Here is a 23,084-nt window from a genome sequence, read left to right as displayed (position 1 = left end):
ATATATGTTTAGAATGAAGTTCTAATAGTATCAAACACATTAAAACAATATTGGAGGCATTATGTTCCTGAAACCCTTGGCGCTTCGTAGCTTAGTGGCATTAGCGCTAGGAGCTTATTCATGGCTCGCTCTTGCACAAGCATCCTTTCCAACAAAACCGATTCGCTTGATTGTCGGTTTTGCTCCTGGTGGCGGCACTGATATTGTCGCTCGTGCCATTGCCCCAAAAATGAGTGAGATCCTTGGTCAGAGTGTGATTGTGGAAAACAAATCAGGTGCTGCGGGAACGATTGCTGCAGACCAGATCGCTAAATCTACTCCGGATGGCTATACCTTGTTAGTGGGGCATTCCAATTCCAATGCAATCGCACCATTTGTATTGACTAATGTGCCATACAACCCAGCGACAGATTTCACGCCAATTACCTATCTCGGTTATGTACCAAACGTTTTAGTCGTGAAGTCTTCATTGCCGGTGAACTCAGTAGCGCAGCTCATCTCATTAGCTAAAGCCAACCCAGGTCAAATGACTTACGGCTCCTCTGGTATTGGCAGTACTCAGCACTTAGCTGGTGCTTTGTTTGGAAAGATTGCAGGTATTCAGATCAATCATGTGCCATACAAAGGCAGTGGCCAAGCCATTATTGATTTACTCGGCGGTCAAATCACGATGAACTTTGACACTTTACCGCCGAACTTACAGCAAATTAAAGACGGTAGCCTAAAAGCCTTGGCAATCTCAACACCCAAGCGTTTATCGTTTCTTCCCAATGTTCCAACTTTCAACGAGGTTGGCATCACTGGTTTTGATGTGACTAACTGGTATTCCATCATGGCGCCAAAAGGAATGGATCCAGTAGTTGTGAATAAGATTGACCAGGCTGTTAAAGCGGCGATGGCTGATCCTCAAATTAAGAAAACATTGGATTCGCAAGGCTTGCAACCTGAAGGCCCAGTAACACCGGCAGCATTTAGCCTCTTTTTAACAGCTGAGCTTGCTAAGTACCAACGTTTGGTCAAGAGCCTGAACATCAAGGCTGAATAAGTTTCACGCATGACACAAAAAGAGCTGGATGCTAAGGTCGCACAAGTCACTATCGAGTTGCGCGACAAGATTGCGTACATTACCTTTGATCATGTCGCTGCGCGCAATGCGATGACGGTTGAGATGTACCAAAGTCTCAAAACAATCTGTGGGGATCTTGCCATGAATCCAAGCATTCGTGTTGCTATCTTTCGGGGTGCAGGCGGTAAGTCTTTTGTCTCGGGTAGTGACATCGCTCAATTCACTAGCTTTAAAGATGGGGAAGATGGTATTCGATATGAAGAGGCAATACATGACTATCTCAACCCCTTAGCATTACTTCCGATCCCAACCATTGCTGTAATTGATGGCATGGCAGTCGGCGGTGGCCTAGCAATTGCGACTTGCTGTGATTTTAGGATCTCCACGCCAGATGCCAAGTTTGGTGTTCCCATTGCTAGAACTCTTGGTAATTGTCTTTATCCCGGCAATATCGCCTGGTTAGCCGCTCATATGGGTATGAATATTGTTAGGCGCATGCTTCTCTTGGCTGAGATGGTTTCGGCTAGGGAGTTGCATGCTCAGGGTTACTTGCTGGCTACGCATGATGCTGATCGGCTTGGCAATGAAGCAGACATTTTAGCTGAGCGCCTATCTAAACTCGCTCCGATTACGCAAAAAGCCAGCAAGCTCGCGATGGCCAGGATTATTGCCAATCATCTTCCAGACTGCCAAGACCTGATTCGTGAAACTTACGGCAGCGATGATTTCAAAAACGGCGTCGCTTCGTTTTTAAAGGGTGAGCCACCAATTTGGGTTGGCAAGTAATTAGAATGTAAGTCAGATGAGCAAATCAGCTCAATCTAAAAATACCTCTTGCAGATTATTTAAGTAGCGCAAGCCTAATGCTGTGGCTTTGAGCTTGCTGGGGTTCTCATCCAACAAGCCTTTTTTGCTTGCTTCGGCTAAGCCTTTGCTAATGACGCTTAAAGGCAGACCAGTGCGCTCACTAAAGGTATTGGTGTCAACACCATCGGTCAAGCGCAGGGTGTTGAGCATAAATTCAAAAGGTAGATCTTTAGTCTCAATCTCCTTGGATTCAATCAAGGCATTGCCTTTGTCTTCCATGGCAGACATATAGGTATCTGGATGACGCTCTCTTACTTGACGGGTAATTTTGCCTAGGAAAGAAATTTTTCCATGGGCGCCAGCACCAATGCCAATGTAGTCACCAAAGCGCCAATAATTGAGATTGTGTTTGCACTCTTGATCCTTCTTAGCATAAGCAGAAACTTCGTAGCGCTTGTAGCCAGCCTTCGTTAGTAGATCGAGATTCTGTTCAAAGATGGCATCAATTTCATCATCATTGGGTAGCTTTGGCGGAAAGCTAGCGAAGTAAGTATTAGGCTCTAGTGTGAGATTGTAAAAAGATAAATGAGGTGTCTTGAAGGATAGGGCAGTCTCTACGTCAGCCTTTGCAGCCTCGAGACTTTGATTGGGTAAGCCATACATCAGGTCTAGGTTGACCGATTTGAAGTTATCTAAAGCAATCTGAATAGCCCGTTTAGCTTCTTCGCCATTGTGTATGCGCCCCAAAGCCTTGAGTTGCTCATCTTGAAAACTTTGTATACCTATAGATACTCGGTTGATGCCACACTTCGCAAAAGCGGCAAACTTATTAGCCTCAATTGATCCAGGATTGGCCTCCATCGTGATCTCAGCATCTGCATCTAAATTGATGCGAGCACGAATGGCAGAGAGTAATTCGTCCATACCTTCGGGTGATAAGAGGCTGGGTGTACCACCACCAATAAAAATACTGTGTACTTGTCGACCCCATATATTGGGAAGCTCAGTTTCTAGATCAGCAATCAATGCTTTGATGTAGCGCTGCTCATCAAAGCCAGACTTATTACCGGTCGCTTCTTTAATCTGATGGGAGTTGAAATCACAATAAGGACACTTCTTTTCACACCAAGGGAAGTGGATATAGAGGGATAAAGGAGGAAGTGCTGTTAGCGAAACAGCATTGGCTTGCAACTTAGGCACGACTAGATCGAGTCTGCAATTGAATAATCAGCTCGCGCAAGGCTTGACCACGATGGCTAATGGCATTCTTCTTCTCGGGTTCCAACTCTGCGGCTGTAAGGCCTAATTCTGGCAGAAAGAAATACGGATCATAGCCAAAGCCATTAGTACCTTTTGGATCGTCAATTAATGTTCCATACCACCGCGTTTGTAAGATCATGGGTTCTGGATCATCAGCGCTGATGACAAATACTAAAGCGCAAACATAATGTGCGCCGCGATTGATTTGCCCCTTTAATTCCTGAATTAACTTTTGATTATTAGCAGCATCATTCGCTGGCTCTCCAGCGAAACGCGCTGATAAAACGCCAGGTTGACCATTTAATGCATGTGCGCAAATGCCAGAGTCATCAGCCAATGCCGGCAGACCGCTAGCTGCGCTAGCGTGACGTGCTTTAGCAAGCGCATTCTCTATAAAAGTGTGATGAGGTTCCTCTGCAGAGGGGATACCCAATTCGCCTTGGGGAATGACTTGGAAATTTAAGGGTGCAAGAAGTGCCTGAAACTCCCGTACCTTGCCAGCGTTATTGGACGCGAGAACCAGCTTTTGGATCATGCTTGTTTATTCTCTATTCATTTCAATGCATCAATCTGTAATTGAGTCAGCTCTTGAATGCCTTGCTCCGCTAAATCTAATAGGGCAGTCAGTTCACTTCTAGAGAATGCTGCGCCCTCTGCAGTACCTTGTACCTCAATCATGCCGCCTTTACCGGTCATGACCACATTCATATCGGTATCACAAGAAGAATCCTCTGGGTAATCTAAATCCAAGACGGGAACGCCTTGATAGATGCCAACGGAAATTGCGGCTACGCTATCGATGATGGGGTCTTGAGTGAGTGCACCACTTTTGAGTAATTGATTGACGGCATCACGCGCAGCTACATAAGCGCCAGTGATAGAAGCGGTACGGGTACCACCATCGGCTTGCAAAACATCGCAATCTAAATGGATGGTACGTTCACCCAAGATTTCTAAATTAAAGATACTGCGCATGGCGCGACCGATGAGACGCTGGATTTCTTGAGTACGACCCGATTGTTTGCCACGAGCTGCTTCACGATCGCTGCGAGTATGAGTGGATCGAGGCAGCATGCCGTACTCCGCAGTGACCCAGCCTTCACCTGAGCCACGTTTGTGGGGCGGCACTTTATCGAGAATGCTGGCAGTACACAAAACCTTGGTATCACCAAAGGCAATCAGCACAGAACCTTCAGCATGCTTGGTAAAGCTTCTAGAGATCGTGACAGGGCGCAAGTCTTTGGGCTTACGACCGCTGGGACGAGAGATATTGGCTGAATTTGGGCTGCTCATGGGTTTGTCCTAAAGTGGCTATAAAGAATCTACAATGTCCATATGATATCGAGCATGACTGGTTATGGTAGCGCTTCTCGCCAAGTCTCCTTAGGGGCTGGCGTTGTGGCTGATCTGCAGGTGGAATGTCGGGCTGTAAACAGCCGCTTTCTGGATTTAGGCTTTCGTCTTCCGGATGAGTGCCGAGGAGCTGAACCTGCCTTACGAGAAATGGCGACCCATAGTCTTTCTCGGGGCAAGGTAGAGTTTCGGGCAGCATGGCGAGTCAATAGCGGTGCTGCTGGTGCGGCTAAGAGTAATCCTCATGCGCTAGGGGCGCTTCAGCAAGATCGCCTGGATGCACTCTACACCCTCCAAGAGAAAGCCCAGGAAGCATTTCCGAAAGCCCAAGGGCTTAGTATTGCCGAAGTCCTGCGTTGGCCAGGCATTGTTTCAGAGCCACGAGGTGAAGAAGAAGGTTGGATTGCTGCAACGGTGGAGGCGGGTCGTGCTGCCTTAGAGGCGCTGATAGAAAGTCGCAACTCTGAAGGTAAAGCGCTGGTTGGTGTGCTAACCAATATCACTAGCAAGATGCGCGAGATCGTGAAGGTAATTGAACCCAAGGTTCCAGAATACGTTTCTCAGTATCAAAAAAAGCTAACCGAACGCCTATCTGAAGCATTAGCTGCCCAAGAACAAGCTAAGTCTGGTACTCAGCTCATGGAGCGTATTCGACAAGAGGTCGTTCTCTATGCGGTGCGAATTGATATTGCTGAAGAGTTTGCAAGACTCAAGACTCATCTGCAAGCAGTTGATACTGCTTTGGCTGGTAAAGGTCCGGTTGGTAAGCGTTTGGATTTTCTGATGCAAGAACTTAATCGTGAGGCCAATACCTTAAGCTCTAAGTCTGTTTCGGAGGAATGCACCCAAGCTGCTTTAGAGCTCAAACTGTTGATTGAGCAAATGCGCGAGCAAGTGCAAAACCTAGAATAGTGAATAATTCGTAATCTACTCCATTGATTGATGACTAATTCTATTTTGACCCCTTCTTATCAAGGCAGCATGTTGATGATTGTTGCGCCCTCTGGCGCAGGCAAGTCATCTTTAGTGAATGCCCTACTAAAAGAAGATGCAGGTCTCAAGCTTTCTTTATCCACTACAACCCGCGCACCAAGGTCTGGTGAAGTCGACGGTAAAGATTATCGATTTGCTACTAAAGAAGAGTTCATTGCTGAAAGAGATCAAGGTCACTTTTTAGAATGGGCAGAAGTGCATGGCCATTTTTATGGAACTTCAAAACCTTGGATTGAATCTCAAATGCAAGCTGGTAGCGATGTCATGCTGGAGATTGATTGGCAGGGGGCGCAACAGATTCGAAAACTGATTCCCTCTGTACAGTGGATCTTTATTTTCCCTCCCTCGATAGAAGCTTTAGAAGAGCGTTTACGCAAAAGAGGGCAAGATGATGAAGCGACGATTCAGAGACGTTTAGCAGCAGCGCATATAGAGCTGATGCATGCCCACGAGGCAGATTACATTGTGGTGAATGATTCTTTTGACCAGGCCCTGATGGACCTAAAGCATATTTTGGCCTCCAGTCGCCTTCGTTCTGGACCCAGTATGGCTCGAAATCCAGCTCTTTTAAGGCGCCTTGGGGTCTAATCAGTTATCCTATAGGTATTGAAGCTAAATTAAGTGAGTTCAGCATGGCCCGTATTACTGTAGAAGATTGCCTTAAAACCATTCCTAATCGTTTTGAACTGGTATTGGCTGCGACCTATCGCGCACGTCAATTAGTTCAAGGTCACTCCCCACGTGTTGAGTCCAGAGATAAAGCTACGGTTGTTGCTTTGCGTGAAGTAGCCGCTGGTGTAACTGACCGTGACATGTTGACCAAAGTTCCTTTGTAATAAAGGAGTTCCGGTGTGGAGCTCCCTTTAGGAACGACCAAGACATCGGAATTAGTAGGAGGGGTCTCGCCCAATGAGGTCTCCTTAGGGGTAGTGCAAACTGATCTTCCTGTAGATCTTTTAAGTACCCCATCAGATACACCCATTATTGCCAGCAATCAAAACGGTAAGAAGTCCGTTATAGCGAGTTTATTGGCGCAATCTAGCCGCCATTTATTCGGGCCTACTTCGGCACCGAGTCTTCCTCTAAAGCATCAAGTAGTATCGATTGAGGGTCTGCTCTCTAAGTTGAGTTATCTCAAGCCTGAAGAAATCACGCAAGTTAAAAAAGCCTTTCAGTTTTCTGATGCGGCTCACTTAGGTCAATACCGTCATAGTGGTGAGCCATACATTACTCATCCAGTAGCGGTAGCAGAGCTTTGTGCTACATGGCGTTTAGATGCGCCCTCGATCATGGCTGCGCTCTTGCATGATGTGATTGAAGATACGGGTAGTACTAAAGCAGATCTGGTGGAAAAGTTTGGCACCAAAGTTGCAGAGCTGGTTGAAGGTCTTACCAAACTCGATAAGCTCGAGTTTCAGAGTCATGCAGAAGCGCAAGCGGAGAGTTTCCGTAAAATGTTCATGGCGATGGCGCGCGATGTCCGTGTGATTTTGGTGAAGTTGGCCGACCGCACCCACAATATGCGCACCCTAGACGCTGTACCGATGGAAAAGCGCCGCAGGGTAGCCGCTGAGACCATTGAGATTTATGCGCCGATTGCTCACCGTCTTGGTTTAAATATTATCTATCGAGATTTGCAAGATCTTAGCTTTCGTTATTCCATGCCGATGCGCTTTCGTGTCATTGAGGGTGCTGTTAAACGTGCCCGAGGTAACCGTAAAGAAATGGTTGAAAAGATTTTGCAGACCTCTCGTATGGCTTTTGCAAAAGCAAACTTAGACGTTGATCTTCGAGGCCGTGAGAAGACTTTATATAGTATCTATAACAAGATGCGTAGTAAGCATGTGAGCTTCTCGCAAGTTTTAGATGTCTATGCATTCCGTGTCACTGTGAGCAGTATTGACGAGTGTTATCGCGCGCTCGGAATCCTACATTCGCTATATAAGCCCATGCCTGGCAAATTCAAGGATTACATTGCGATTCCAAAATTGAATGGCTATCAATCTTTGCATACCACCTTACTCGGCCCATCTGGTGTACCAGTAGAGTTTCAGATACGTACAACCGATATGCATGCTGTAGCAGAAGCAGGTGTCGCGGCTCACTGGGCTTATAAAGACGGCTCTCCCGATATGAGCGAGGTACAAAATCGCGCTCACCAATGGTTACAGTCCTTGATTGATATTCAGGATAGTAGCGGCGACTCTCAAGAATTCTTAGAACACGTCAAGATTGATTTATTCCCTGATGCAGTTTATGTATTCACACCAAAAGGGCAAATTCGTGCGCTCCCGCGGGGTGCAACTGCCTTAGACTTTGCTTACTCTATTCATAGCGATGTAGGCAATACTTGTGTAGCAGTCAAAATCAATGGCTTGCAATTACCACTACGAAGTGAACTTAAGAATGGCGACATCATTGAGGTGGTGACCTCAGCCAATTCTCAACCTAATCCAGGTTGGTTAGCATTTGTTCGTACCGGTAAAGCGCGTGCTTCGATTCGCCATTCACTCAAAACTAAGCACTACTCAGAATCTCTCCAGTTGGGCGAAAGATTGCTTGCAAATAGTTTGCGTCAACAAGGAGTAGATGCTGGATTGCTGAGTCCTGAGGTTTGGGAGAAGCTCATGCATTGGACAGGCGATAAAACACGTGAGGAAGCCTGCGTCAATATTGCTTTGGGTCGTCGCTCACCCCAAGAGCTGGCGATTCGTCTCAAAATCTTGGCTGATGACGAGGGTGGCGGCGAGCAGATGCGTCTTGGTGCGTTAGATTGGGTGGCCCCCCATCAAGAAACACACCATCATCAGCTTCAAGCAATCCTAGTCGATGGTCGCGAAGGTAACTCGATTAGTTTTCAATCCTGCTGCCATCCTATTCCTGGCGACAATATTATTGGTTACCTTGGCAAAGGCGAAGGTTTACAAGTGCATATTAATGACTGTCCTATTGCCTTACGGATGCTATCTAAAGACGGTGATAAGTGGGTGGAAGTCGAGTGGAGTAAAGAACTCAATCGGGAGTTTGAGGTTGACTTAGCAATTGATACGCTCCAAGGTAAGGGGGTATTGGCCCGGGTGGCTAGTAGCGTGACTTCTGCAGATTCCAACATCATGAATGTATCTATGGATGATCGCTTCAAGGAAGACTCGGTCACCATTCGCTTTACGATCCAAGTTTATGATCGACTGCACTTATCTAAAGTCATGCGCAGTTTACGGGCTAATCCTGATGTCATGCGCGTTACCCGTACTCGCGCACTTTAAAAAGTTCACCTAGAGATATTGCACGTCTAGGATTTCTATTTCAGTAGGACCATTAGGTGTTTGAATCGAGACAGAGTCACCAAGCCTGGCTTTAATCAGTGCCTTAGCAATCGGCGAAACCCAACTGACATGATTTTTCTCTAAATCAACTTCATCAATACCAACGATGGTGATCGTAGTTTCTTTGCCGACATCTTTACCTTCCAGCGGTGAGTACGTCACGCTTGCTCCAAAGAAAATCTGTTCGGCATCCGCATCACCGGATTTTCGAGCAGAATTGTCGACTACTACGGCAAATTCAAGTCGTTTATTTAAGAAACGAATCCGCCGATCGATCTCCCGTAGTCGCTTTTTTCCATAGATATAGTCCCCGTTTTCTGAGCGGTCGCCGTTACTTGCTGCCCAGTGGACCACCTTAACAACCTCCGGCCTATCAAGGTTTAAGAGCTGCAATAGCTCGGCTTTGATCCGCTCATGACCGGCTGGGGTAATGTAGTTCTTCTCTTCCATGGCATAATTATGGCTGTTGCGGCTGTAGCTCAGCTGGATAGAGTACTTGGCTACGAACCAAGGGGTCGTGGGTTCAATTCCTGCCAGCCGCACCACCTCATATAGGGGCCTAGTTGAAAAACTGGGCCCTTTTTCATTTTGGCGCAATTCACAAAGCTTTCCTCTAGATACCTTATAGTCTCTAAATGAGCGTTTCTGACACTATTTCCACTGTTTCTGTAGCATCCAGCACTCCAGTGGCAGTCTGGTCACAAATTGATTCTTCTTGTGCCAAGATTGTGCTTAGTGGCATAGTCAATGTCTATAGCTTAGGTGGTGTATGGACTCAGATGCGCTCGGCGCAAAACGCTTGGTTAGCGCAAATCTCTCAAGCCAATATCAAAACGGCAACATTGACCTTTGATGCATCACAAGTAATCTCCTTAGATGGTGCGGGCATTGCTTTTTTGATTGGAATTGAAGAGGTGCAAAAAAAAGCCGGTGCACAGTTTGATTTAGTCGGATTAGACTCTCGTTACCAACCGCTGCTCAATGAGTTTGATCCGATCTCTCATTTATTTCCAGTTCCAGTAGTTAAGCCAAAACGAAGTTTCATTGTTAGCACTGGTATCGCTGCACAAAATATTATTGATGATGCACGTGGGCTCATCACTTTTACTGGTCACCTTGCTGCTGATTTAGTTTGGTCCATACGTCATATCAAACAAGTGCGCTGGGGCGATTTTGTAAATGCTGCTGTTGAGGCGGGTGTTGCTGCGCTACCTATTGTGGGGCTGGTGGCCTTCCTGATTGGTGTCATCCTTTCTTTTCAGGCTGCGATTGGCATGGAACAGTTTGGCGCTACCTCTTTTGTAGGTCCCTTGGCGGCATTGGGAATCGTCCGTGAAATGGGTCCTTTAATCACCGCAATCTTGTTAGCAGGTCGATCCTCTGCAGCATTTGCTGCTGAGATTGGCACGATGACAGTCAATAGCGAAGTCGATGCTTTGGTATCGGGTGGACTCAGTCCAATTCGTTTCTTGGTAGTTCCAAGAGTACTCGCTGGTATTTTAGTCGCGCCGATATTGACACTCTTTGCCGATATCGTGAGCATCTTTGCGTCGATGTTAACGATGTTGATATATGGCATCCCCTTTATTAATTTTTATAATGGCATGTTGAGCGCCATTGATGTAGAAGATATTCTTTCAGGACTGATTAAGGCTACTTTATTTGGTGTGGTGGTCTCTGCGATGGGATGTCTGCGGGGCATGCAAACAGGCACTGGTGCAGCAGCAGTTGGTATCTCAGCCACGCGCGCGGTAGTGAGTAGTATTGTGATGATCGTCTTGGTTGACGGTATTTTTGCTTTTATCTCGTATAAGACAGGTTTCTGATGAACGCACCAGCGACCACTTCAAAGAGCTCTTATGCTATTGATGTCCAAAACCTGACCGTCGGCTATGGCTCTAACGTATTAATGAAAGATCTCAACTTCACCGTGAATAACGGCGAGATTTTTGTGATTTTGGGTGGCTCAGGCTGCGGCAAATCTAGTCTTCTTAAGAATCTCTTTGGTTTATATCAGCCCTTGTCAGGTGACGTGTTGATTGAAGGGCAAAATATCACTGCAGCGCAGGGTGCTGATCGCCAAAAAATCATGACGAGCTTTGGGGTGATGTATCAACAAGGCGCTTTATTTGGTTCAATGAACCTGCTTGATAACGTCACATTATTCATGCAGGAATATACCCAATTAACGCAAGACCAAATGAATCTTTTGGCGCGGTGTAAATTAGATTTGGTTGGATTACTGCCTTATGAGGCTTACATGCCTAGTGAGATTAGTGGCGGCATGCAAAAGCGAGCAGCGATCGCACGAGCTATGGCACTCGACCCTAAGATACTTTTTTTGGATGAGCCCTCAGCCGGTCTCGATCCAATTACTTCGGCGGACTTAGATCAAACTATTATGGATCTATCTAAAAACCTTGGCATTACCTTTGTTATCGTATCGCATGAATTGGCTAGTATTTATGCCATTGCAGATAAGGTGATCATGCTGGATAAAGCCGCGAAAGGCATCATTGCCGAAGGTGACCCAAAAGTATTACGTGATACCAGCACCGATCCTCGCGTGCATCAATTCTTTAATCGCATTACGACTAAGGACGCAGCATGAGTAATAACTCCAATCCTAATTATTTCCGCTTAGGCGTTTTTGTGCTTGGCGCCATCGGCGTGCTCCTCACCGTGATTTTGATTTTTGGTTCAGGCCAAATTTTCAAAAAGTCTTTCATCATTGAGACTTATATTAAACAGTCGGTAACAGGTCTGGATACTGGTGCTCCAGTGAGATTTAGAGGGGTTAAGATCGGCCAGGTTACTTTTATTGGTTTATCTGGAGATCTTTATGAAAAGGAAGTGCCTTTTCATGATCGCCTGCAATATGTCGTCGTCCGCATGCAGATCTTTGGTGAAATGGTCAACGAGGATCTGATTAAGGAGTTTGTCAAAAACAGTTTACGTGCCCAGGTAAAGTCGCAAGGCATTACTGGTGTGAACTACATTGAATTTAATTTCACGCCAAACGTAGACACATTCCCGCCTTTGCCTTACAAATGGAAGCCAGAGTATCCTGTAATTCCGTCTTTGCCTAACCAGGCAGATCAAATCATTGGTGGTATTCAAAAGCTGATTGATGCCATGAACCAGATCAATATTGATGGTACACAACAAAAATTTGACGCTCTGTTAGGTAATCTCAATACATTAATGGCGGGTGACGGTAAAGATAATCAAGGATTAGTCCGCTCTGTGAAAGACATGAACGTGATCCTTGAGCGGATTGCTAAGGTGACCGATAAGGATGAGCTTAATATCCTCATGCGTGAGTTAGTGGGAACCATGGTTGCCTTACGCCAAACAGTTACCAGCATGCAGGGTGATACGCAATTGACTATTGAGAATCTCAAGCAGACTAGCGAGCAGCTAAATGAGTTTTCTCGCATTGCCAGTCAATCACCGTCAAGCTTGATATGGGGCGAGCCTCCCGCAAAAATTTCCTTACCCATGAATGGGACTCAAGGCCAGTCTGGAGTTCAAAAATGATGAAGCGCATTTTTCTGATTGCTGTTGCCCTTAGCCTAACTGCTTGTTCTTTACCAAGTAGGGCTCCTGTCACTCCCACTAGCTGGATGGTTTCGCCCGAGAGAACTGGTGTACCACGTCAGGCTAGAACAGATTTTTGGCTTAAAGTAGGGGCAGTCTCTGTTGCTGCTCCATATGATGGCAAGTCTTTGGTTTATCGTTTGGGTGATCAGCGCTATGAGAAAGATTTTTACAATATTTACTCAACCATTCCATCGGAGATGATCGGTAATGCCGAACGTCAATGGCTTAACAATGCCAATATTTTTGCTGCAGCAGTAGGACAGGGCAATAGTTTTTTCCCGTACTACACATTACAAACGAGTGTGAACGAGTTTTATGGCGACTATCGTGTAAGACCTGAAGCAGTAGTTAGCGTGGAATTCTTTTTGACTGTAATCAATGGCAGTAAAACCAATCCCTTGATTGGTGCAAATCGCTACACCAAGCGCATTCCTCTCAAAGACAATACTCCTGAAGCGCTTGTATTGGGTCAGCAACAAGCCCTTGCTGAAATTTTCAAACAGTACGAAGAACAGCTCTATCAATATGCTGGCAAACTACCGAAACCGATAGGACAGTAAGTTAATGAAATTCACTCCTTTGAGAGTCATACTGCAAAACGTCTTTGCAGCTTTATTTTTTAGCTTGTGCTTATTTTCAGGTGCCCAAGCACAGACTTTCCCTAATAAGCCAATACGCCTGATAGTTCCTTTTGCTCCAGGTGGCAGTACCGACATCATTGCGCGTGCGGTCGGTGATGCGCTGGGTCGTCAATTAGGTCAGCCGGTGATTGTCGAGAACAAAGCCGGTGGCGGAGGATCTGTGGGCGCGCTTGAAGTCATGCGCGCACCCAAGGATGGTTATACCATCGGCATGGCAACGGTATCTACTACTGCAGCTAATCCAGCGATTAATTCCAGAATTGGTTACGACCCCATTACCGATTTCACAGCAATTAGTAACATTGCAGCGACTCCGAACATCATTGCTGTGAATCCAGCTTTTCCTGCTAAAGACTTCAAGACTTTTATGGAGGTCTTAAAAGCAAACCCTGGTAAGTATTCTTATTCGAGTTCTGGTACGGGTGGTATTGGTCACCTGCAAACAGAATTATTTAAAAGCTTAACGGGCGTGTTTATTGTTCACATCCCTTATCGTGGGGCAGGTCCCGCATTAGCAGACACCGTGGGTGGTCAAGTCTCCATGATTTTTGATAACTTACCATCCTCTTTGCCTTTCATTAAGGATGGCAAGCTAGTGCCAATTGTGATTGCTGCTCCAAAGCGCTTGGCGCAATTACCTCATGTGCCAACGTTCTCTGAAGTAGGTTTGGCGCCAGTAAACCGCATGGCATATTACGGATTGTTGGGTCCGGCAGGCATTTCGAAGGATGTGGTGGATAAGTATTACGCTGCCCTTAAAGTGGTCACTGCCGATCCAGCAGTTAAAAAGCGTATTGAGGATACTGGCTCTATCATTAACGTTAATGGGCCGGAAGCTTTTGCCAAAGAAATGAAGGCGGAATACACCGTATACAAAGAAGTAGTTGCAAAACAAAAACTGACTTTAGACTAAGATTTGAATTAACGCATTAAATAGAACTTTATAGAACAAAATAGGTGGGGACAGTATGGATTTAGGGATCAAAGGTAAGGTTGCTTTAGTCATGGCTTCAAGCCGCGGACTGGGTCAAGCGATGGCAGTTTCACTTGCGCGCGAAGGTGTGAAGGTTGCTGTGACAGGCCGCAGTCCGGAGGGATTGCAAAAGTCTGTTGAGCTGATTGAGGCAGCTGGCGGCATTGCTCTAGCACTCCATTGGGACTTGTCAGACTCTTCTGTGATTGATAGCTTGGTCACTAGGGTTGAGAAGGAACTTGGCCCGATTGATATCTTAATTAATAACACTGGCGGACCTCCACCTACGCCCGCTGCTGGACAAGACCCAGCACTGTGGCAAAAGAGTTTTAACGATATGGTGCTGTCATTAATTGCTATTACTGATCGTGTTTTGCCTGGCATGCGTGAGCGTAAATGGGGTCGCATTATCACGAGTACTACCTCTGGGGCAATTGCCCCCATTAAAAACCTCGCAATCTCAAACACCTTAAGAGCTGCCTTATTGGCATGGTCTAAAACCTTGGCCGCTGAAGTAGCCAATGAGGGCATCACCGTCAATGTCATCATGCCTGGACGAGTTGCAACAGATCGTTTGCGTCAATTAGATGAGGCTAGAGCAAAACGTGAAGGTATTGCTTATGAAGAAGTTGTCAAAGCGAGTTTGCGCCAAATTCCGATGGGTCGTTATGGTGATCCAAAAGAGTACGGTGACGCCGCAGCGTTTTTAGCTAGCGAAAATGCTTCCTTTATTACTGGCACTGTCATGCGGATTGATGGCGGCCAGATTCAGGCAGTTTGATTTATTTTGACTAACTTCTTACGGGGCATTCAACAAGACCTTCGCTCAAAAGAGCTGAAGTGGTTATTAGTAGCGCTCATTATTTCTGTGAGTGCTTTAACCAGCGTAAGCTTTTTAGCAGATCGGATGCATCGCGCATTTGAATTTGATGCACGCCAGCTCTTAGCCTCTGACTTGCTCATTGCTGCTGATCAACCTTTGCCGGCGCAATTGATAGAAGAGGCGCAAAGTTGGCAACTGCGCATTGCTCAGACAGTAGTATTCCCAAGCATGGCAACTGCCGGTGAGCATAGTAAGTTAGCCTCTCTCAAAGCAGTCAGTCCAGAATATCCATTGCGTGGTTCCTTGCAAGTGGAGCAAGTCAATTCTCAAGCTCCGACTTTAAGTCCAGTAAGCGGCACTGTTTTTGTAGAGCCAGCGTTATTAACGAATCTACATACCAAAGTGGGTGATTCACTGCGCTTAGGTGATCGTCAGTTTCTGATTTCCGGAGTGTTAACGCGAGAATTGGATCGCGGTGCAGCGTTTATGAATTTTGCACCACGCGTGATGATGAGTTTGGATGACCTTAAGTCAACCGGTTTAATTAGTCTAGGTAGTCGAGTGACTTATCGATTGTTGTTAGCCGGATCCGATAATCAAATCGCCGCTTACCAACAGTGGGCTAACCGATATATCGAAACACAAAATTTTCGCGGTCTGAGAATTGAGACTTTAGAAAACGCGCAACCTACCATGCGCAAAACTCTAGAGAAAGCCGAGCAATTTTTATCTTTAATTGCTTTACTAACCGCCATGATTGCAGCTGTCGCCATTGGATTATCAGCAAGGCGTTATATGGTCGGTCAGGCAGATGCTTGTGCCGCTTTAAAGTGCTTTGGTGCAACTAGGGCTGCCATCCTTAAAAAACAAATCAAGACTCTGCTAACGCTGGGTGTGGTTGCGGCAATTGTGGGCTCTACGCTCGGTTATCTTGTGCAAGAAATACTTACCGGTTTATTGGGTAATTTGCTTTTGGGTAATTTGCCGTCGATTTCAATCGGACCCATTTTATGGAGCATCCTATTTACTTGGGTTCTATTATTTGGGTTTGCGGGGCCGCCATTGCTGGGTCTAGCGAATGTCTCGCCCATGCGATTGATCCGAAAAGAGTTTGAGCTAGCCACGCTAGCTACCGCTTGGGTCGCTTTATTAGCGATTACCACTTGCGCTTTTTTAATTTGGGTTGCTGCACGAGATTGGAAGTTGGCACTTTGGGTTGGACTGAGTTTTGCGGGAGCAATTGTGATTTTCTCCGCTGCTGCTCGCGGAGTTCTTTGGCTTTTATCCAAAATCAACCCGCAAAACTTCGCACTGCGATTCACGATCACAGCTATGGGACGTAGAGCGGGATTTGCAGTGATGCAGATTACCGCCTTGGGTATCGCTATGATGGCCATTCTCATGATTCTCTTATTGCGGCAGGATTTATTAAATGCTTGGCAAGGCAATATCCCAGTTGATGCGCCAAACCGATTTATGATCAATATTCAGGATGATCAAAAGGTAGGCATTACTCAGACACTTGAAGCGGGCGGAGTATCTAAACCGGATTTTTCTCCGATGGTGAGAGGGCGCTTAGTTGAGCTCAATGGCCGAGATATTTCTTCGGCAGATTATTCGGAAGAAAATGCCAAGCGCTTGATTGATCGTGAGTTTAATCTTTCGTATACGGACCAATTGCCTCTAGGTAATCGAATCGTCTCTGGCAAATGGATTTCTGGAGATAGTCCACAAGTATCGATAGAGACCGGCATTGCAAAGACACTCAAGCTAAAGCTAGGTGACCAAATGACCTTCGAAGTAGCTGGTGAAAAGATCAGCGCCCCCATTACCTCGTTGCGTAAACTCGATTGGGGATCAATGCGAGTGAACTTCTTTGTGATAATGCCGCCTTCTCAACTCAGTGCTTTGCCACAATCTTGGATTACTTCGTATTATCAAAATCCCAATAAAGAGACGCTTGATTTTCAATTGAGTCAGGCTTATCCGAATTTGACCCTGGTGGATGTATCAGCTTCATTGAAGCAGATACAAGATGTGCTCAATAAATTATCTGCTGCCTTAGGTTTATTATTTGCTTTCACCATCGTTGCCGCTATTTTGGTTTTGATTGCCGCGATTGCAGCAACGCAAGATGAACGCTATCGAAATGCCGCATTACTGAAGGCCATGGGCGCATCACGTGCAGTGCTGACACAGATCGCCAGAATTGAATTACTGGTGATTGGTTTTACTGCTGGTCTTTTAGCTGGTATTGCCTCAGGACTGGCTGCTTGGTCACTAGGACGCTTTGTTATGGAAATTGAATTTAATGCATTTGCTCAAGCGATCCTGATGGGCGTGGCCTTTGGCGTAATAGCCTCTATGGCTGCGGGCTATCGCTTTCAGAATCGTATTCAAGGCGCTACTGCGATCGAGTGTCTGCGAGAAGCCTAGTAGTCTTTAGGTCAGACTTACCAAGTTCTTTGGAAGCTCTACCAGTTTTGAGCCTGCAAGCCGATCCGGAAAGCTTTGGCGCAGACTAGGTTCACGGCGATCAACATAAATGCTGAGTGGCCATATAAAAAGAGCGACGGTAAACAGCATTTCAATAATTTGCCATTTCTCTAGATGAAACATCCATTGCAATACGACACAAGGAATAAGCCAGAGCGAGCCATAAATGTAGCGCCATAAAGCTTGCCGCTTCGTCAAAGCAAAGCCGCCGTTACCGATCATCCGGATACGCCAGGTTTGCATCGCCAGAGTTTGACCAGTCTTAGTCCAATACCAAACAAAATAGATTCCAAGAACGGCATACAGGTAGAGAAATGTCAGCCAACTTGGCAAGGAAACGCCAAACATGATTCCTAGACCTAAGTTTGGTAATAGAAAGGTCAGAGCAATCACACCCAGCAATACGAGTTGCTCATAGAGGCAACAAGAAACGCGCCGCCAAAAATGAGGCGAGGGTAAAACATTCAATTCTGCAGGTGTCATACAGCCGTAATCACTTATTGGGGCTCTGTGGCAGCAGGCGCAGGACTCTCTTCGGTGGTAATAGCTGCTCTGGGCTTTGCTGCTGGAGGGGGAGGGGTGGTATCTTGCTTGATAGTGTGTTGCTGAAGGGTAGGAGCATTAATAAGTTTCGGTTTTTTCTTGGTCTCCATTTCAGCCAATTTTTTCTTCTGTTCGTCACTCAGCTTTTGATAGGCACTCCATGCCTCTGCTTTTTTCTCGGCTGGAAACTTCAGGCTGGCCAAATAGTTTTCACGTGCTATGCGCCGATCCTTTTGCGATAAGTTTGACCAGCTAGTCATTCGAGACTGGAGTCGCTCTTGGTCCTGCGCGCTCATTTTGGGATAAATGTTAGAAACATAAATCCATTTCTTACGGCTATCGGGAAGCATGTAATCCCAATCGCTTTCGAGTGGCGCTAGAATTTTTTGCTGGGTGGGATTTAATCCATCCCATGTGCCATCAGGCTTTTTAGCTTGTATAGCTGTCGTTTTGCCATGAGGTGCGCCGCTAGAGGTTTGGGCAAAGGTTATAGATGAGTTGAGAAGCAGACCGAAGGCTGCAAGAACCACCAAGGCGTTGCCAGTAATTGACTTCAATGGATGACGCATCGAGCGTAACTAATGAGCGACGAGTTATTTACTTGAAGATAATTGAGATGCACTGTCTTCAGAATCAGACAATGGTCCATTCTTGAGGAAAGCTAAAAAGCCACTATCAGCGTAAGCGTCTGGTGGAACATCATCCGTCAGCAGTGCCGCATCTACTTCAGCAATATCAGTAATCCGGGAATCGTTTTGCCATTGGGCAATGCCGATCAGACCAAAGATGAGGACCAGCATAGGGGCAGCCCAACTCACGGTATCCCACATGCCATTGGAGCTGGATGAGAAGTTGCCAGCAATACCAGCGAATACCGGTTTTTGAACACGAACCTTTTCAGCCTTGCGCATAGACAAGGCTTTCATGCGAGCTGCATGAAGACGATCTTTAATGCCAGCAGGCAGGCTTTGAGCCCCTTGGGTTAAAAGGGCAGCACTGGCCCGGCCAAATTGGTCGGCTTGGGTCTGGTTTAGGGCTTCGTCAAGGTGTTTCACAGGGTAATTCCTTTTAATTTCAATGCTTTAGCTAAGGTTTGTGTTGCTCTAGAACAATGCGTTTTGACGCTACCTTCGCTACAACTCATAGCTTTGGCAGTTTCAGTAATACTTAGCTCATCCCAATAACGCATCAGGAAGGCTTCTCGTTGACGTACAGGTAATTTAGCAATTTCTGACTCCAAAGCCTGTAAAAGCTGACTCTGTTCTAGTTTTTGAGCCCCATCTTGGTGAATTTCGCTGTCATCAGGAGCAGAAAGGGACTCTAAAGGGTCAAAATCATCGTTTTCATCTGCTTTTTTGCCCATATTGGAAAACAGGGTGACCCAAGTATTGCGAACCTTTTGGCGTCGAAACCAATCATGAATCCGATTTTGCAAGATTCTAGTAAAAACCAGCGGTAGTTCTGCAGCAGGCCTATCACCATATTTTTCAGCTAGCTTGATCATGGCATCCTGAACAATATCTAAAGCGGCATCGTCATCACGCACGGCATATACCGCTTGCTTGAAGGCGCGCTGCTCGATGCTACTCAGAAAGTCAGATAGTTCTTGGGCTGATGCCATGCAATCGATTACACCTGAATCGGTAAGAATTGAGCCATTTTAGGGGATTGCTATAGAATATAGGGCTTACTACCTAGATTCTCATTCAAGAAGTGGTTATTCCGGTAGCAGCGCCGTTCGAACTCAGGCCATAAGCAGGAGACAGAACAGACCAAACAATTTTTTGCCGAAAATTGCAAAGGACGAAAGAAAATGAATACAAGCAGCGCCGAATTTTTAGCTTCGAAAGCTAATAAAGACTCAATCAATACAAATTCCGTAGTAGCGCCTCCAGAAATGATTGGTGCTGAAATGCTCGTGCAAGCACTGCACAAAGAGGGCGTTGAATACGTTTGGGGTTACCCAGGTGGTTCTGTTCTCTTCATCTACGATGAAATTTTTAAACAAGATAAGTTTGAGCACATCTTGGTTCGTCATGAACAAGCAGCTATTCATGCAGCCGATGGCTATGCTCGCGCAACCGGTAAGGTTGGTGTTGCCTTAGTCACTTCCGGTCCAGGTGTGACGAATGCGGTGACAGGTATCGCAACTGCGTACACTGATTCGATCCCGATGGTGATCATCAGCGGTAACGTGCCAACTTACGCCATTGGTGAAGACGCTTTCCAAGAGGCGGATACGGTTGGCATTACTCGTCCAATCGTTAAACATAACTTCCTCGTGAAGGATGTAAAAGATTTGCCGCTCGTATTAAAGAAGGCATTTCACATTGCACAAACGGGTCGCCCAGGTCCTGTCTTGATCGATATTCCTAAGGATGTATCAGCAGCCAAAGGCCCCTTTACCTATCCAGAAACTTTGGAGATGCGTTCTTACAACCCTGTGGTCAAAGGGCATAGCGGACAAATCCGCAAAGCAATTGCACTCTTGCAAGAAGCCGAGCGCCCTTACATCTATACCGGTGGCGGCATCATTTTGGCTGACGCAGCCCCTGAACTGAAAGAGTTTGCTGACTTATTAGGCTACCCCGTAACCAATACCTTGATGGGCCTTGGCGGCTTTCCTGGTACTAGCCCACAATTTGTTGGCATGCTCGGTATGCATGGAACTTACGAAGCCAATATGGCGATGCAACACAGCGATGTGTTGATTGCGATTGGCGCGCGATTTGACGACCGCGTGATTGGTAACACGCAACACTTTGCTAGTCACCCACGCAAAATTATTCACATCGATATCGATCCTTCCGTCATTTCTAAGCGCGTAAAAGTGGATGTGCCGATTGTTGGCAATCTCAAAGAAGTATTAGTAGAGATGACTGCGCAATTAAAAGTTTCTGGTCCACGCAAGAACGGCGACAAAGTTGCTGCTTGGTGGGATCAAATTAATGAGTGGCGCAAAAAAGACTGCTTGAAGTACGACGAAGCCTCACAAATTGTGAAACCTCAGTATGTAGTTCAAAAACTTTGGGAGCTCACTGGTGGGGATGCGTTCATTACCTCTGACGTTGGTCAGCATCAAATGTGGGCCGCTCAGTTTTATAAGTTTGATCAGCCACGTCGTTGGATTAACTCAGGTGGATTAGGCACTATGGGTGTAGGCTTGCCTTATGCCATGGGCATCAAGAAGGCATTTCCTGAGAAGGATGTCTTTGCTATTACTGGCGAGGGTTCCATTCAGATGTGTATTCAGGAGCTTTCAACCTGCAAGCAATACAACACGCCAGTGAAGATAGTGTCCTTGAACAATCGTTATTTAGGTATGGTGCGTCAGTGGCAAGAGCTTACCTATAACAAGCGCTATTCGAGCTCATATATGGATTCTTTGCCTGACTTTGTGAAATTGGCTGAGGCTTATGGTCACATTGGTATGCGGATTGAGAAGAAATCTGATGTTGAGGGCGCGCTAAAAGAAGCCATTCGTTTAAAGGATCGCACTGTGTTTATGGATTTCCAGACTGACCCAGAAGAAAACGTTTGGCCCATGGTTCAGGCGGGCAAGGGTATTACTGAAATGCTCTTGGGTAGTGAGGAACTCTAATGCGCCACATTATTTCTATCTTGATTGAGAATGAGCCGGGTGCATTGTCACGGGTTGTAGGTTTGTTTTCTGCGCGTGGTTACAACATTGACTCCTTAAGTGTTGCGCCAACAGAAGATCCATCGCTTTCACGCATGACGATTGTGACCTTTGGTTCTGATGATGTCATTGAGCAAATCACCAAACACTTAAACCGTTTGGTTGAGGTAGTGAAGGTGTTTGATTTAAGCGAAGGCCCTCATATTGAGCGTGAACTTATGATGATTAAAGTTCGCGCAGTTGGTAAAGAGCGCGAAGAGCTTAAGCGCACTACTGACATCTTCCGGGGACGCATCATTGATGTCACCGATAAGAGCTACACCATTGAGCTCACTGGTGATAGTGCTAAGTTGGATGCATTTATTGACTCGATCGATCGTGTTTCAATTTTGGAAACAGTTCGCTCTGGCGGATCCGGAATTGGTCGCGGTGAGCGCATCTTGAAGGTTTAATTTTTTTAACTGATTTATTAATCTAATAACGATATTTTCAACACAAGGAAAGAGTATGAAAGTTTTTTACGATAAAGACGCAGATTTGTCCCTCATTAAGGGCAAAAAAGTCACCATCATTGGCTACGGTTCACAGGGCCACGCACATGCATTGAATCTCAAAGACTCTGGTGTGAACGTGACTGTTGGTTTGCGTAAGAACGGTGCCTCATGGAGCAAAGCTGCAAACGCAGGTTTGAATGTTAAAGAAGTTGCCGAAGCTGTAAAAGATGCTGATGTAGTAATGATGTTGTTGCCTGATGAGCAAATTGCTGATGTTTACAGTAAAGAGGTGCACGGCAATATTAAGCAGGGTGCTGCTCTCGCTTTTGCACACGGCTTTAACGTGCACTACGGTCAAGTTCAGCCACGCGCTGACTTGGATGTGATCATGATTGCTCCTAAAGCCCCGGGTCATACAGTACGTGGTACCTATTCACAAGGCGGTGGTGTTCCCCATTTGATCGCTGTTTATCAAGATAAATCTGGTTCTGCTCGCGATGTTGCTTTGTCCTATGCAACTGCAAACGGTGGTGGTCGTGCTGGCATCATTGAAACTAATTTCCGTGAAGAAACAGAAACCGACTTATTCGGTGAGCAAGCTGTTCTCTGTGGCGGCGCTGTGGAGTTGATCAAGGCAGGATATGAAACCTTGGTTGAAGCTGGCTATGCACCTGAGATGGCTTACTTTGAGTGCTTACATGAGCTCAAGTTGATTGTGGACTTAATCTACGAGGGTGGTATCGCCAATATGAACTACTCCATCTCTAACAATGCTGAGTATGGTGAGTACGTTACTGGTCCACGCGTTGTGACTGAGGATACGAAGAATGCCATGCGTCAGTGCTTGAAAGATATTCAGACTGGTGAATATGCAAAGAGCTTCATCCTTGAAAACAAGGCGGGTGCTCCAACATTAATCTCACGTCGTCGTTTGAATGCTGAGCATGAGATCGAAGTGGTTGGTGCAAAACTGCGTGCCATGATGCCTTGGATTGCAAAGAACAAATTAGTTGATCAAACTAAAAACTAATAAAGCGCTAAGCATTTCATTTATAGCGTTAACCTA

24 protein-coding genes and 1 tRNA gene are annotated in these 23,084 nt (G+C 46.0%); 17 read left to right on the top strand and 8 right to left on the bottom strand.

All coding sequences use genetic code 11. The annotated features are described in order from the left end of the window. Positions 1 to 61: 61 nt before the first annotated feature. Positions 62 to 1,045 (top strand): tripartite tricarboxylate transporter substrate binding protein, encoded by a 984-nt coding sequence (locus tag ICN21_RS06925; RefSeq protein ID WP_216177811.1) that lies wholly within the window; start codon positions 62 to 64, stop codon positions 1,043 to 1,045. Between the two features lie 9 nt (positions 1,046 to 1,054). After that, positions 1,055 to 1,852: an enoyl-CoA hydratase/isomerase family protein gene (locus ICN21_RS06920; protein WP_216177809.1), complete on the top strand. Its 798-nt coding sequence runs from the start codon at positions 1,055 to 1,057 to the stop codon at positions 1,850 to 1,852. A 30-nt stretch (positions 1,853 to 1,882) separates the two neighbouring features. Here ICN21_RS06920 and hemW read toward each other — a convergent pair whose 3' ends face one another. Genes hemW through rph form a run of 3 tightly spaced genes read right to left on the bottom strand, consistent with a single transcriptional unit; the run spans position 1,883 to position 4,426 of the window. Next, positions 1,883 to 3,073: a radical SAM family heme chaperone HemW gene (hemW, locus tag ICN21_RS06915; protein WP_216177807.1), complete on the bottom strand. Its 1,191-nt coding sequence runs from the start codon at positions 3,071 to 3,073 to the stop codon at positions 1,883 to 1,885. Continuing rightward, on the bottom strand, positions 3,066 to 3,665 hold the full coding sequence (rdgB, locus tag ICN21_RS06910) for an RdgB/HAM1 family non-canonical purine NTP pyrophosphatase (RefSeq protein ID WP_216177994.1): 600 nt from the start codon (positions 3,663 to 3,665) through the stop codon (positions 3,066 to 3,068). The genes hemW and rdgB overlap by 8 nt, the downstream gene beginning before the upstream one ends. 20 nt (positions 3,666 to 3,685) lie before the next feature. Beyond that, entirely contained in the window at positions 3,686 to 4,426 is a 741-nt protein-coding gene (gene rph / locus ICN21_RS06905; protein WP_216177806.1) for a ribonuclease PH, read from the bottom strand. Positions 4,427 to 4,468: 42 nt separating this feature from the next. Between rph and ICN21_RS06900 the strand changes: the two genes are divergently transcribed. The 4 genes from ICN21_RS06900 to ICN21_RS06885 are packed head-to-tail and all read left to right on the top strand — an operon-like array spanning position 4,469 to position 8,745. Continuing rightward, positions 4,469 to 5,398 carry a YicC/YloC family endoribonuclease gene (locus ICN21_RS06900; RefSeq protein ID WP_216177805.1) on the top strand — a complete coding sequence of 310 codons (930 nt, stop codon included), beginning with the start codon at positions 4,469 to 4,471 and terminating at the stop codon, positions 5,396 to 5,398. A 30-nt stretch (positions 5,399 to 5,428) separates the two neighbouring features. Then, positions 5,429 to 6,067, top strand: a complete 639-nt coding sequence (gene gmk / locus ICN21_RS06895) for a guanylate kinase (protein WP_216127420.1) — start codon at positions 5,429 to 5,431, stop codon at positions 6,065 to 6,067. 44 nt (positions 6,068 to 6,111) lie between these two features. Continuing rightward, the gene (gene rpoZ / locus ICN21_RS06890; protein WP_011902918.1) at positions 6,112 to 6,315 is read left to right on the top strand and encodes a DNA-directed RNA polymerase subunit omega; all 204 of its coding nucleotides are present in this window, start codon (positions 6,112 to 6,114) and stop codon (positions 6,313 to 6,315) included. A gap of 15 nt (positions 6,316 to 6,330) precedes the next feature. Continuing rightward, entirely contained in the window at positions 6,331 to 8,745 is a 2,415-nt protein-coding gene (locus tag ICN21_RS06885; RefSeq protein ID WP_216177804.1) for a RelA/SpoT family protein, read from the top strand. 9 nt (positions 8,746 to 8,754) lie between these two features. Here the strand turns inward: ICN21_RS06885 and greB are convergent, their stop codons facing one another. Beyond that, the gene (greB, locus tag ICN21_RS06880; protein ID WP_216177803.1) at positions 8,755 to 9,255 is read right to left on the bottom strand and encodes a transcription elongation factor GreB; all 501 of its coding nucleotides are present in this window, start codon (positions 9,253 to 9,255) and stop codon (positions 8,755 to 8,757) included. 18 nt (positions 9,256 to 9,273) lie between these two features. Here greB and ICN21_RS06875 point away from each other — a divergent pair. From ICN21_RS06875 to ICN21_RS06840, 8 genes are all read left to right on the top strand, one after another. Further along, positions 9,274 to 9,350, top strand: a tRNA-Arg gene (locus ICN21_RS06875). 90 nt (positions 9,351 to 9,440) lie between these two features. Beyond that, the gene (locus tag ICN21_RS06870) at positions 9,441 to 10,631 is read left to right on the top strand and encodes an ABC transporter permease (RefSeq protein ID WP_216177802.1); all 1,191 of its coding nucleotides are present in this window, start codon (positions 9,441 to 9,443) and stop codon (positions 10,629 to 10,631) included. Then, complete coding sequence (locus tag ICN21_RS06865; RefSeq protein WP_215296926.1) at positions 10,631 to 11,416, top strand: ABC transporter ATP-binding protein; 786 nt, start codon at positions 10,631 to 10,633, stop codon at positions 11,414 to 11,416. Before ICN21_RS06870 ends, ICN21_RS06865 begins: the two co-directional genes overlap by 1 nt. Next, complete coding sequence (locus ICN21_RS06860) at positions 11,413 to 12,345, top strand: MlaD family protein (protein ID WP_216177800.1); 933 nt, start codon at positions 11,413 to 11,415, stop codon at positions 12,343 to 12,345. The genes ICN21_RS06865 and ICN21_RS06860 overlap by 4 nt, the downstream gene beginning before the upstream one ends. Next, on the top strand, positions 12,342 to 12,968 hold the full coding sequence (locus ICN21_RS06855; protein WP_216127430.1) for a membrane integrity-associated transporter subunit PqiC: 627 nt from the start codon (positions 12,342 to 12,344) through the stop codon (positions 12,966 to 12,968). The genes ICN21_RS06860 and ICN21_RS06855 overlap by 4 nt, the downstream gene beginning before the upstream one ends. Before the next feature lie 4 nt (positions 12,969 to 12,972). Then, positions 12,973 to 13,962, top strand: coding sequence for a tripartite tricarboxylate transporter substrate binding protein BugE (locus ICN21_RS06850; protein WP_251370069.1), 990 nt, complete (start codon positions 12,973 to 12,975; stop codon positions 13,960 to 13,962). A 55-nt stretch (positions 13,963 to 14,017) separates the two neighbouring features. Next, positions 14,018 to 14,803: an SDR family oxidoreductase gene (locus ICN21_RS06845; RefSeq protein ID WP_215320382.1), complete on the top strand. Its 786-nt coding sequence runs from the start codon at positions 14,018 to 14,020 to the stop codon at positions 14,801 to 14,803. Positions 14,804 to 14,809: 6 nt separating this feature from the next. Beyond that, positions 14,810 to 17,281 (top strand): ABC transporter permease, encoded by a 2,472-nt coding sequence (locus tag ICN21_RS06840; RefSeq protein WP_216861666.1) that lies wholly within the window; start codon positions 14,810 to 14,812, stop codon positions 17,279 to 17,281. A 6-nt stretch (positions 17,282 to 17,287) separates the two neighbouring features. On the opposite strand, the gene ICN21_RS06835 is transcribed toward ICN21_RS06840, so the two are convergent. The 4 genes from ICN21_RS06835 to ICN21_RS06820 are packed head-to-tail and all read right to left on the bottom strand — an operon-like array spanning position 17,288 to position 19,505. Further along, entirely contained in the window at positions 17,288 to 17,824 is a 537-nt protein-coding gene (locus ICN21_RS06835) for an RDD family protein (protein WP_216177798.1), read from the bottom strand. A 14-nt stretch (positions 17,825 to 17,838) separates the two neighbouring features. Then, positions 17,839 to 18,453 carry a DUF3106 domain-containing protein gene (locus ICN21_RS06830; protein ID WP_216177796.1) on the bottom strand — a complete coding sequence of 205 codons (615 nt, stop codon included), beginning with the start codon at positions 18,451 to 18,453 and terminating at the stop codon, positions 17,839 to 17,841. Positions 18,454 to 18,477: 24 nt separating this feature from the next. Further along, positions 18,478 to 18,939 carry a DUF3619 family protein gene (locus ICN21_RS06825; protein ID WP_216177794.1) on the bottom strand — a complete coding sequence of 154 codons (462 nt, stop codon included), beginning with the start codon at positions 18,937 to 18,939 and terminating at the stop codon, positions 18,478 to 18,480. Next, complete coding sequence (locus ICN21_RS06820) at positions 18,936 to 19,505, bottom strand: RNA polymerase sigma factor (RefSeq protein ID WP_216177792.1); 570 nt, start codon at positions 19,503 to 19,505, stop codon at positions 18,936 to 18,938. Before ICN21_RS06820 ends, ICN21_RS06825 begins: the two co-directional genes overlap by 4 nt. 192 nt (positions 19,506 to 19,697) lie before the next feature. On the opposite strand from ICN21_RS06820, the gene ICN21_RS06815 reads away from it, so the two are divergent. The 3 genes from ICN21_RS06815 to ilvC are packed head-to-tail and all read left to right on the top strand — an operon-like array spanning position 19,698 to position 23,048. After that, the gene (locus ICN21_RS06815) at positions 19,698 to 21,485 is read left to right on the top strand and encodes an acetolactate synthase 3 catalytic subunit (RefSeq protein ID WP_216177790.1); all 1,788 of its coding nucleotides are present in this window, start codon (positions 19,698 to 19,700) and stop codon (positions 21,483 to 21,485) included. Next, complete coding sequence (ilvN, locus tag ICN21_RS06810; RefSeq protein WP_215296945.1) at positions 21,485 to 21,976, top strand: acetolactate synthase small subunit; 492 nt, start codon at positions 21,485 to 21,487, stop codon at positions 21,974 to 21,976. Before ICN21_RS06815 ends, ilvN begins: the two co-directional genes overlap by 1 nt. A gap of 55 nt (positions 21,977 to 22,031) precedes the next feature. After that, positions 22,032 to 23,048 carry a ketol-acid reductoisomerase gene (ilvC, locus tag ICN21_RS06805; protein ID WP_216177788.1) on the top strand — a complete coding sequence of 339 codons (1,017 nt, stop codon included), beginning with the start codon at positions 22,032 to 22,034 and terminating at the stop codon, positions 23,046 to 23,048. The last annotated feature ends 36 nt before the right edge of the window (positions 23,049 to 23,084 follow it).

Origin of the sequence: Polynucleobacter sp. AP-Feld-500C-C5 (genome assembly GCF_018882265.1) — a bacterium.
In the GTDB taxonomy this organism is placed as follows: Bacteria; Pseudomonadota; Gammaproteobacteria; order Burkholderiales; family Burkholderiaceae; genus Polynucleobacter.
This window is presented reverse-complemented; position numbering and strand designations above follow the sequence as displayed.